The organism is Streptomyces sp. SID486 (genome assembly GCF_009865385.1).
Taxonomy (GTDB): Bacteria; Actinomycetota; Actinomycetes; order Streptomycetales; family Streptomycetaceae; genus Streptomyces.
Window position 1 is genome coordinate 1 of sequence record NZ_WWJT01000172.1, and the last position, 9,813, is coordinate 9,813.

At 72.8% G+C, this 9,813-nt stretch carries 11 protein-coding genes and 1 pseudogene; 2 read left to right on the plus strand and 10 right to left on the minus strand.

Annotated features, from left to right (window positions below; all coding sequences use genetic code 11):
• The 5 genes and pseudogenes from GT045_RS08355 to GT045_RS08370 form a co-directional block, all read right to left on the minus strand.
• Window positions 1-409 (minus strand): annotated as a pseudogene (locus GT045_RS08355) (hypothetical protein); the annotation flags it as partial.
• Window positions 406-1,080: an aminodeoxychorismate/anthranilate synthase component II gene (locus GT045_RS08360; protein WP_161298377.1), complete on the minus strand. Its 675-nt coding sequence runs from the start codon at window positions 1,078-1,080 to the stop codon at window positions 406-408. The pseudogene GT045_RS08355 and the gene GT045_RS08360, both read right to left, overlap by 4 nt.
• Window positions 1,077-1,238: a hypothetical protein gene (locus GT045_RS38815; protein WP_190016099.1), complete on the minus strand. Its 162-nt coding sequence runs from the start codon at window positions 1,236-1,238 to the stop codon at window positions 1,077-1,079. The genes GT045_RS08360 and GT045_RS38815 overlap by 4 nt, the downstream gene beginning before the upstream one ends.
• Before the next feature lie 62 nt (window positions 1,239-1,300).
• On the minus strand, window positions 1,301-1,990 hold the full coding sequence (locus GT045_RS08365) for a class E sortase (RefSeq protein WP_161333783.1): 690 nt from the start codon (window positions 1,988-1,990) through the stop codon (window positions 1,301-1,303).
• A gap of 21 nt (window positions 1,991-2,011) precedes the next feature.
• The gene (locus GT045_RS08370; RefSeq protein ID WP_161298379.1) at window positions 2,012-2,800 is read right to left on the minus strand and encodes a DUF881 domain-containing protein; all 789 of its coding nucleotides are present in this window, start codon (window positions 2,798-2,800) and stop codon (window positions 2,012-2,014) included.
• A 153-nt stretch (window positions 2,801-2,953) separates the two neighbouring features.
• Between GT045_RS08370 and crgA the strand changes: the two genes are divergently transcribed.
• Entirely contained in the window at window positions 2,954-3,208 is a 255-nt protein-coding gene (crgA, locus tag GT045_RS08375) for a cell division protein CrgA (protein ID WP_161298380.1), read from the plus strand.
• 289 nt (window positions 3,209-3,497) lie between these two features.
• On the opposite strand, the gene GT045_RS08380 is transcribed toward crgA, so the two are convergent.
• Both GT045_RS08380 and GT045_RS08385 read right to left on the minus strand, forming a co-directional pair.
• Window positions 3,498-4,385: a rhomboid family intramembrane serine protease gene (locus GT045_RS08380; protein WP_161298381.1), complete on the minus strand. Its 888-nt coding sequence runs from the start codon at window positions 4,383-4,385 to the stop codon at window positions 3,498-3,500.
• A 124-nt stretch (window positions 4,386-4,509) separates the two neighbouring features.
• The gene (locus GT045_RS08385) at window positions 4,510-5,040 is read right to left on the minus strand and encodes a peptidylprolyl isomerase (protein WP_161298382.1); all 531 of its coding nucleotides are present in this window, start codon (window positions 5,038-5,040) and stop codon (window positions 4,510-4,512) included.
• Window positions 5,041-5,317: 277 nt separating this feature from the next.
• On the opposite strand from GT045_RS08385, the gene GT045_RS08390 reads away from it, so the two are divergent.
• Entirely contained in the window at window positions 5,318-6,019 is a 702-nt protein-coding gene (locus GT045_RS08390; protein ID WP_161298383.1) for a DUF5324 family protein, read from the plus strand.
• A gap of 191 nt (window positions 6,020-6,210) precedes the next feature.
• On the opposite strand, the gene GT045_RS08395 is transcribed toward GT045_RS08390, so the two are convergent.
• From GT045_RS08395 to GT045_RS08405, 3 genes are read right to left on the minus strand one after another with little or no spacing between them, the layout of a single operon-like run.
• On the minus strand, window positions 6,211-7,443 hold the full coding sequence (locus GT045_RS08395; RefSeq protein ID WP_161333784.1) for an LLM class flavin-dependent oxidoreductase: 1,233 nt from the start codon (window positions 7,441-7,443) through the stop codon (window positions 6,211-6,213).
• Window positions 7,440-8,831 (minus strand): NtaA/DmoA family FMN-dependent monooxygenase, encoded by a 1,392-nt coding sequence (locus tag GT045_RS08400; protein WP_161333785.1) that lies wholly within the window; start codon window positions 8,829-8,831, stop codon window positions 7,440-7,442. Before GT045_RS08400 ends, GT045_RS08395 begins: the two co-directional genes overlap by 4 nt.
• Complete coding sequence (locus GT045_RS08405) at window positions 8,828-9,757, minus strand: fumarylacetoacetate (FAA) hydrolase (protein ID WP_161333786.1); 930 nt, start codon at window positions 9,755-9,757, stop codon at window positions 8,828-8,830. Before GT045_RS08405 ends, GT045_RS08400 begins: the two co-directional genes overlap by 4 nt.
• Window positions 9,758-9,813: the final 56 nt, after the last annotated feature.

A 9,813-nucleotide genomic window follows, 5' to 3' on the forward strand; every position in this document is an offset into this window, starting at 1 on the left:
CCGTCTCCCGGGCACCGCTGCCGTGCCGGCCTCCACCGCGCCGCTTGGCGGCCTTTCTGCGGGCCGCGCGGCCGCCCGGTGCGGCTTGGGTGCCGGGAGGGCCTGCGGGGGCCGCAGCGGCGCGCGAGGGCCCGCCGTCGCCGAACCGTTCCGCTCCGCGCAGGCGCAGCGCCATCGTCTCGTCGTCGGCGGGAGGCGGCGGCGTGCGGTGCCCGCCCGGCGCGGGCGTCCGCGTCCGTACGCCGTCCCGGGCGGGGGCCGGCTCCGTCAGGCCCTCCTCGGTCAGCCGGGGCATCGGTGCCGTCGGCGGGTCCTGCCGGCGCCCCGGGTACGGCCGCGCACCGGCGGAGGGCCCGTACGGCCTGTCCCCGCCGTACACGTCCTCGCGCTCGGGGCGCAGCGCGGTCACGCCGTGGCCCTGCCCACCACCGGGGCGAGCCCCGCCGACCTCGCCACGGCACCGTGGTCGCCGCACTCCACCAGCCAGTTGGCCAGCATCCGGTGGCCGTGTTCGGTCAGCACCGACTCGGGGTGGAACTGCACGCCCTCCACCGCGAGTTCCCGGTGCCTGAGGCCCATGATGATGCCGTCGTGGGTGCGGGCGGTCACTTCCAGCTCGGCGGGGACCGTGGCCGGTTCGGCGGCCAGGGAGTGGTAGCGGGTCGCGGTGAAGGGCGAGGGCAGGCCCGCGAAGACGCCCTTGCCCCCGTGCTCCACGAGCGAGGTCTTGCCGTGCAGCAGCTCGGGCGCCCGGTCGACCACACCGCCGTACGCCACCTGCATCGACTGCATGCCCAGGCACACCCCGAAGACCGGCACGCCGGTCTCGGCGCAGTGCCGGACCATGTCGACGCACACGCCCGCCTGCTCCGGCGTGCCCGGGCCGGGCGAGAGCAGCACGCCGTCGAAGTCCTCTCCGCCGCCGGCGCCGCCCGAGCGGGAGGCGGCCCCCCGCACGTGCGCCGTCGACACCTCGTCGTTGCGCAGCACCTCGCACTCGGCGCCCAGCTGGTACAGGTACTGGACGAGGTTGAAGACGAAGCTGTCGTAGTTGTCGACGACGAGAATCCGCGTACTCACTGGTTGTCCACCGTCACATCGTTGAAGGGCAGCAGCGGCTCCGCCCAGGGGAAGACGTACTGGAAGAGGACGTAGACCACGGCCAGGACCAGTACCAGCGAGACGAGCGCCTTCACCCACGCGTTCCCCGGCAGATGCCGCCAGATCCAGCCGTACATGCCGTCCCTTGCCGTCCCTTCCGTGTCCCTACGGCACCAGACCCACGCCGTACGCCACCAGACTAGCGGCGCAGCGCCGCCGGTTCGCCTGCCTCCACAGGCTGTGTGGAGTCCAGGTGGGCCCAGACGATCAGCCGGTGGCTGTGTCCCCATTCCGGATCGCACGTCGTCAGGGTCAGGTACCGGCCCGGACGGGTGTACCCGGATGTACGGGGAACGGCGTCGATCACCTCGACGTCGGTCGGAACTGTTCGGTACGGCCCTTTGTCGATCCGGTATGTGAACCAGGTCGTACCGTCCGTGAGCACCACCGGGTCGCCCGGCCGCAGCTCGGGGAAGTCCTTGAACGGGTCGCCGTAGGTCCGCCGGTGTCCGGCGACCGCGAAGTTGCCCCGCTGGCCGAGCCGCGCGGTCCCCCGGTAGTGGGCGAGTCCCCTGGCCAGCACGTCCCGGCCGGTGCCCTCCAGGACCGGCTTGTTCCACGTGGAACCGAGCCGCGGGACGTACATGATCGCGAAGGGTTCGCCGTCGCGGTACGGCCGCGGGCCGGGCGCGGCCGCCGTCCGCCCGCCCGGGGGGTCCGCCGGCCGCACGCTCCCGCTGGACCACTGCCGGTGCAGCCGGTCGATCTGGTCGCTCATCGCGCTGTCGGCCCGGACGCCCGTCCAGAACAGCACGTAGGCGACGAAGAGCACGATCAGGGCGCCGAGGGTGATGCACAGTTCGCTGACGGTTCTGACGATCACACGCACCGGCGGCTCCCGGACGGACGTCTACCCCACTGGCTTCGCGTAGTGCAGATCCACTGTGCCGGAGTAGCCGGGAAGAGTCACCGTGCCGTCGTCGGTCACTTTCCAGCCGAGGCCGTAGACGTTGACGTAGACCATGTAGGTCTGGATCGCCTTGCTGTCGGCGAGGGCCCGCTGCAGCCGGTCCGGGTCCCCGACCGCCGTGATCTTGTACGGCGGCGAGTAGACGCGGCCCTGGAGGATCAGCGTGTTGCCGACGCAGCGCACCGCGCTGGTGGAGATCAGCCGCTGGTCCATGACCTTGATGCCCCGGGCGCCGCCCTGCCAGAGCGCGTTCACCACGGCCTGCAGGTCCTGCTGGTGGATGACCAGGTAGTCGGGCTGCGGCTCGGGGTAGCCGGGGAGCTTGGCCGTGGCGTCGGGCGGGGCGTCGTTCAGGGTGACGGTGACGGCCTTGCCGGTCAGCTTCCGGGTGCCCGCCCGCCCCTCCAGGCCGCCGAGCTTCTCGTCCTCGGCCGCGGAGCTGCCGTCGTCGCTCTCGGCGAGCGACTCCACGCTGCCGCGCAGGGCCGCGTTGGACTCGTCCAGCTCCTTGTTCTTGCGGCTGCGCTGCTGGATCAGGTCGGACAGCTTCAGCAGGGAGCCGTCCTGGCGGATGTCGGTGCCCTTCGCCGTGTCGAAGCTGGTGAAGAAGATGAGCCCGGCGAGGGCGAACACGGCGGCCGTGAGGACCCGCACCGGCCGGAAGCGGTGCGTGCGGCCGGTGCCGGAGCCCGTTGCTCCCGTCCCGGGGGAGTCGGCAGAATTGCTCAACGTACCCTTATCTCCTTCGGCGCCACGGAAGCACTACGCTAACGGACGCCCGGGGGAGCACACAGAGTCGCCATATCGGCCCCTTGTACGCTGCCCCCGAGCCCGACCCAGTTATCTGCGCGGCCACGCAGCGCATCGACAGGAGAGACCCTCGTGCCGAAGTCACGTATCCGCAAGAAGGCCGATTTCACGCCGCCGCCGGCGAAGCAGGCGCAGGCCATCAAGCTGACCAACCGGGCCTGGGTCGCGCCGGTCATGCTGGCCATGTTCCTGATCGGACTGGCCTGGATCGTCGTCTTCTACGTGACCGACGGCTCCCTGCCGATCGACAGCCTGGACAACTGGAACATCGTGGTCGGCTTCGGCTTCATCGCCGCCGGCTTCGGCGTCTCCACGCAGTGGAAGTAGCCGGACGGCAGGGCCGCGGCCCCCGCGCGGCAGCTCTGCCCATGGCTGTTCTCTGAGTTATCCACAGCCGTTTTCCACAGTGGGGAAAAAGAACGACGATCTGTGGATAACCCATCGGGTGTTGACGCCGGTGTGACTGGTCAGCCGATCCTCAGACATCCGTTCGCCCCCTGTCCGACCTGCGGAAACACATCCGAGCGACAGGGGGCACAGCTGTGTCCGCACCGTGTGCACAAGATCCGCCACACGCTGTGGACAACGGTTCGGTATCCGGGTGTTCCCCAGCTCGTCAGGTGAGCTGAGCGGTCCTGACCAGCACCAGGGCCACGGCCAGGGCCAGGACGACGGCACAGGTGCCGTACTGCACCAGCGCCCGCTTCTCGCGCGGCGCGTGGACCATCCCGTACCCGGTGACGACACCGGCGACGAGCCCGCCGACGTGGCCCTGCCAGGAGATGTTCAGACCAGGACTGAACGTGAAGATCAGGTTGATGACCAGGAGCGCGATGATCGGCCGCAGGTCGTAGTTGAGCCGGCGCATCAGCACGGCGGTGGCACCGAAGAGCCCGTAGATCGCGCCCGACGCGCCGAGCGTCGGGGCCGCGGGGGAGGTGAGCAGGTAGACCAGCGCACCGCCCGCCAGACCGGAGACGCAGTAGACGGCCAGGTAGCGGGCCCGGCCGAGGGCCGCTTCGAGCGGGCCGCCGAGCCACCACAGACTGAGCATGTTGAAGCCGATGTGCCAGTACTCCTGGTGCGCGAACATCGACGTCACGAAGCGGTACCACTCACCGGCGGCGACACCCGACACCGGCTGGAACGGCTTGGGGGGCCAGGCGCCGTAGAGCACCACCTGGTCCAGCAGGGCGGGGTGGGCCTTGATCGCGACGAAGACCGCGAGGTTGAGCCCGATCAGGATCTTGGTCAGCAGCCGGGGATCCGCGCTGACACCACCGCCGGCGATCGTGCGCGGACGGGACGCCCGCGGCGCCGGACCCGTGCCCTGACCACCCCGGACGCAGTCCGGGCACTGGAAACCGACCGAGGCGCTGACCATGCACTCGGGGCAGATGGGCCGTTCACAGCGAGTGCAGCGCACACCGGTCTCGCGGTCCGGGTGCCGGTAGCACACGGGCGCGCTGCGCGCGTCCTGCGCGCTCCCTGCCGCCTGCTCCATCAGATCCCCTTGCTCGTCGTGTGCCTGTCTGACGGCACTATCCTGCCTCGCTCGTCCATACGGCCGGGCGGCCGGTCCGGTTCCCCGCGGGACTTCCCGGCAGGCGGGGCGCGGCCCGGACGGCTCAGCCCTCGCGCGTCCGGACGACCACCGTCTCCAGGACGACGTCGGCGAGGGGCCGGTCGTTGCGTCCGGTCGGCACGCGCGCGATGGCGTCGACGACCTTCCGGCCGGCCGGGCCGCTGACCTCGCCGAAGATGGTGCGCTTGCCGTTCAGCCAGGTGCTCGGGGTGACGGTGATGAAGAACTGCGAGCCGTTGGTGCCCGGCCCGGCGTTGGCCATCGCCATCAGGTACGGGGTGTCGAAGGCCAGGTCCGGGTGGCACTCGTCCTCGAAGCCGTAGCCGGGGCCGCCCAGGCCGTTGCCCAGCGGGTCGCCGCCCTGGATCATGAAGCCGTCGATGACGGAGTGGAAGACGGTGCCGTCGTACAGCCGGTCCCTGCTGCGCACGCCGGTGCCGGGATGCGTCCACTCCCGTTCGCCGCGGGCCAGCTCGACGAAGTTTCTGACCGTGACGGGAGCATGCTGCGGGAAGAGCCGGACCTCGATCTCGCCGAGGCTGGTTCTCAGGGTCGCGTACAACTGCTCTGCCACGGTCCGCCTTCCGTTGTCGTCCGCCGTGACACGTCGATCCTTCCACGCCCCGGGCCCCTCGGTCGCCGGGCGGCCACGACTTCCGCCGGGAGGGCGGCGCGGACCGGCGAGCCATGACAGTGTCGACGGCGGGTACCCGTCGCCCGGAACCACGTCACAGGGGAGCGGTCGGCACCCGAATGCGCGTCCGCGCATGCCGCACCGGTCCCCGACAGGCATGATCCGTAAAAGGGTGGAAAGTCGAAATACCGTACCGCCACCGAGGAGGAGGAAACCCGTGACCCGCATCGACAGCGTGCGCGCCGCGACCGGCTCGGCGAAGGACAGCGTGCTGCACGCCGCGGAAGTGGTGGCGCCCTACGCCGACACGGCCAAGGAGCGTGCCGCGTACTACGCGCAGGAGGCACGCGTACGGCTGGCGCCCGTGGTGTCGCAGGCAGCGGAACAGGCCCGCGAACAGTACGACGCCCGGCTCGCCCCGCGCCTGGAGCAGGCCCGCGCACATGTACCGCCGAAGGTGGACCTGGCCGCGCACGAGGCCGCCGTTCGTACCCGCAAGGCCGCTCGGCAGGCCGCCGACTACTCGCGTCCCAGGATCGAGCAGGCCGTCGCCGCGACCGCTCCCGTACGCGACGAGGCCGCCGCACGCGGTGCCGCCGCCCTGGTCGCGCTGCGCGGCCAGGTCTCGGCCGAGGACATCCAGAAGCTGGCCCGGCGCAACCAGCGGCGGTGCCGGACCGGCCGCGCCCTGAAGCTGGCCGCACTGGTCACCGCCCTGGCGGGCGGTGCCTTCGCGGCCTGGAAGTGGTGGGACAAGCAGGCCAACCCGGACTGGCTGGTCGAACCGCCCGCGCCGACGGAGGTCCCCGACTCGCCCCGGCTCAGTTCGGTGGACGGCACCGGCGCCTCGGGCCTGGACCCCGAGGTGCAGGCCAAGCAGGCGGAGGAGGACGCCGCCCGCCACGACGACGAGTCCTGACCTGCGGGGCCCCGGGCCCCGCCCACGTCGAGCCTCCGCCGTCCCGGCCGCCCGGGACGGCGGAGGCTCGCCGCTTCCGCCCCCCCCGCTCCCCGCCGCCGGGCACCCCGCCGCCGGGCCCCAGCGGTCACCGGGCCGAGCAGTCACCCAGCCGAGCGGTCACGGGGGTCGGCAGGCCGGACGCCGAGCGGTCACCGGGCCGGCAGGCCGGACCCCGTGTGGCCGCTGTAGCGGCCGGCGGGTCGGGGCAGCCGCAGGTGGCCCCGCAACGTCGTCGCGTCGTAGGCGGTGCGGAAGGCCCCGCGCCGCTGCAGCTCCGGCACCAGAGCGCGGGTGATCTCCAGCAGGTCGTGGGGCAGCGTGGCGGGACGCAGCCGGAAACCGTCGAGTCCCGCTTCCCGCCAGTCCAGCAGCAGATCGGCGAGTTCACCGGGGGTGCCGGTGAACACCTCGGCGTCGGAGGCCAGTTCGGCCCCGTCCAGCGCGTCCAGGTGGTCCTTGCGGCGGGCGGCGGCGCCCGGCTCGGCGTCCAGGACGACGAGCAGCTCCGCGAACCGCAGCAGCGGCCGGACGCGGGTGTCGCGGCCCACGCGGACGGCGGCCGTGTCCACCTGGGCCAGCACCGCCTCGGCTCCCGCCCGGTCGTGCGGCGTGATCCACACGGCGTCGCAGGAGCGCGCCGCGAACTCGTAGGGCACGGAGGCGTGCGCCAGGCTCATCACCGGCGGCTGCCCCTGCGGCGGGCGGGGCACGATGGAGGGGCCCCGGACGCTGAAGTGCTCGCCGGTGAAGTCGATGTGGTGCACCTTGTCGCGGTCGATGAAGCGCCCGGTGGCCGCGTCCCGGATCTCCGCGTCGTCCTCCCAGCTGTCCCACAGCCGCCGGGCGACCTCCACCGCGTCGGCGGCCTCGCCGAAGAGCGGGCGCAGCCGCCGGCCGATCCGCTCCGGGTCCCGTACGTCGTCGTCGGTGAGCTGCGGCGTCGTACGGCGGCCGAAGTGCCCGGCGTCGGCGGCGCGCGAGGCGATCTGCGGGCGCAGGCCGGCCCGGCCCGTGCTCACGTGGTCGAGGGTGGCGACGCCCGTGGCGACGTGGAACGGCTCGGTGTGCGTCACGTTCGCGGTCGGCACCAGGCCGATGTGTGTGGTCACCGGTGCCACGCGGGCCGCGACCAGGACCGCGTCGAGGCTGCCGCGCACCAGGTCGGTCCGGTCGTCGGGCCGGTGGAAGGCGCCCGACCGCACGCCGAGCGCGTCCTCGAAGGTGACGAAGTCGAGCAGGCCGCGCTCGGCCTCGGTGACCAGGTCCGCCCAGTACCCGGCGCTGAACAGCGCGCCCGGCCGGGCGTCCGCGGCCCGCCAGGCCGCCGGGTGCCAGCCGGCGGCGTCGAGGGCGACGGCGAGATGCAGCGGCGGCACGGTCACGACGCCTCCTCCTCGGTGCCGGTGGGATCGGCCGCGGCACGCGCCGGGGCGGAGGGCAGCCCCAGGTGGTCACGGAGGGTGGGGCCCGTGTAGTCCCGCCGGAAGACGCCCTTCTCCTGGAGCAGCGGTACGACCCGGGCCACGAAGTCGTCCAGGCCCTCCGGGGTCAGGTGGGGGACGAGGACGAACCCGTCGGCGCCGCCGGTCTGCACGAAGTGGTCCATCGCGTCGGCGACGGTGTGCGGGGAGCCGACGAAGGTCTGTCCACCGCTGACCTCGATGACCAGTTCGCGGATGCTCAGGCCGCGTTCCGCGGCGAGGGCCCGCCAGCGCCGCGCGGTCTCGGCGCGGTCCCGGCGGAACAGCGAATGCCCCTTCAGCGTCAGCGAGTCGGGCTCCGGATCGATGTCCGGGAGCGGGCCGTCGGGGTCGTAGGCGGTCAGGTCACGGCCCCAGACGGCCTCCAGGTGCGCGATCGCGGTCTGCGGTCCGACCTGGGCGCGGGTGATCTCGTCGGCGTACGCGGCGGCCTCGGCGTCGCTGTCGGCCACCACCACGGTGGCCGTCGGCAGGATCTTCAGCTCGTCGGGTCCGCGGCCGTACCGGGGCAGGCGGCCCTTGACGTCCCGGTAGAAGGCGCGGGCCTGGTCGAGCCGGTTGTACTTGCTGAAGACGACGTCGGCCTCGGCGGCGGCGAAGTCGCGGCCCGGGTCGGACTCGCCCGCCTGGATGATCACCGGATGCCCCTGGGGCGGGCGCGGGGTCGTGAAGCGGCCGGAGATGTCGAAGTGCCGGCCGTGGTGCGCGAACCGGCCGGCACCGGGCCGGACGAACGCGCCGGCCGCCGCGTCGGCGCGCACGTCCCCGTCGGCCCAGCTGTCCCACAGTTCACGCGTGGTCGCCAGGAACTCCGCCGCGCGCCCGTACCGGTCGGCCTCGGCGAGGAAACCGCCGCGCCGGAAGTTCTCGCCGGTGAAGGCGTCGAAGCTGGTGACCACGTTCCAGGCGGAACGCCCGCCGCTGAGATGGTCCAGGGTCGCCAGCCGGCGCGCGACCTCGTAGGGCTCGTTGAAGGTGGCGTTGACGGTGGCGGCGAGCCCCAGCCGGGTGGTGACCGCGGCGAGGGCGCTCAGCTGCGTGAGGTTCTCGGGGCGGCCCACCACGTCCAGGTCGTACAGCTCGCCCTTGTGCTCGCGCAGCCTGAGTCCCTCGGCCAGGAAGAAGAAGTCGAACCGGCCGCGCTCGGCGGTCCGCGCCAGGTGCAGGAAGGAGTCGAAGGCGATCTGGCTCCTGGAACGCGGGTCCGACCAGACGGTCACGTTGTGGATACCGGGCAGCTGTGCGGCGAGGTGCACCTGCCTGCGCCCGGCGGCGGCCGGGCCGCTCATGAGGCCGGGAGCACGGCCGCGGGGGCCGGGGAGACGTACCGCACGGTGTTCTCGAAGCTGACGCCGTGGCTCTTGACGTCGATCCCGATGCGGTCGCCGTCGGCGATCCGGAAACCGTCGTGGAAGCTGGCCTCGTCGGCGCCCAGCAGCACGTAGTTGACGAGGCCGGGGCGCCGGACCGCCGGGAAGGAGAACAGGTGCTCGGCCATGTCCCGGATGCGGAAGTACAGCGCGTCACCCCCGCAGTCGAAGCTGCCCTCCCAGGCCGTGGCGCCGTCCCGCACGATGGTGACCCGGCCGGTCGCCGAGGTGGGCGGCGGGCCGAGGAACAGCCAGGGCGCGAGCGCGGTGTCGCACAGCTTGCAGTACGGGTTGTAGCCGGGGTCCTTGCGGTGCAGGCCGATGTCGCACAGGTCGTTGCCGAAGGTGTAGCCGGCGTAGTGGGGGGTGCCGTCCGCGTCGTTGACGTACACGAGCGCGACCTCCGGCTCCTCGATGAGGGCGACCGGGGCGGCGGGCACGGTGAGCGGCTCGCCGGGCAGCCGGGCCCAGTCGCCGAAGCCCTTGAAGAACCACTTGGGGGGCGTGAACCCGCCGTCCTCCGGCTGGCTCAGCCCGCCCCACTTCTTCTTGTGCGTGCCCATGAAGCCGCTCAGCAGCGCGGCGCCGGACGCCTCGGGCAGCAGCGGCACCCGCGGGCGCACGGCCGGGTCACCGGCGGGGACGACGACCGTCTCGGCGCCCTCGGTGACGGCCGCCCGGACGGCGTCGGCGGAGCCGTCGGTGCCGGTGAAGGCGGCGGCCAGGGCGCCCTCGGCGATCCGGTACAGCGTCTGCGGTCCGCCCGGTTCGGGCCGGCCGAAGGTGACGTGGCGGCCGCCCTCGTAGGTGACCTCGGTGAGCACGGGCGGCAGGGACGGGGACATGGAAGCCTCCAGGGCGGTCGGGGGGCGGGAGCCGGGACAGGGACGGCAGCCGGGAC

What these genes read in the sequence shown, in the direction of transcription:
- GT045_RS08405 (WP_161333786.1), bottom strand. Translation starts at nt 9,757, where the DNA reads ATGTCCCCGTCCCTGCCGCCCGTGCTCACCGAGGTCACCTACGAGGGC.
- GT045_RS08380 (WP_161298381.1), bottom strand. Translation starts at nt 4,385, where the DNA reads ATGGAGCAGGCGGCAGGGAGCGCGCAGGACGCGCGCAGCGCGCCCGTG.
- GT045_RS08400 (WP_161333785.1), bottom strand. Translation starts at nt 8,831, where the DNA reads ATGAGCGGCCCGGCCGCCGCCGGGCGCAGGCAGGTGCACCTCGCCGCA.
- GT045_RS38815 (WP_190016099.1), bottom strand. Translation starts at nt 1,238, where the DNA reads ATGTACGGCTGGATCTGGCGGCATCTGCCGGGGAACGCGTGGGTGAAG.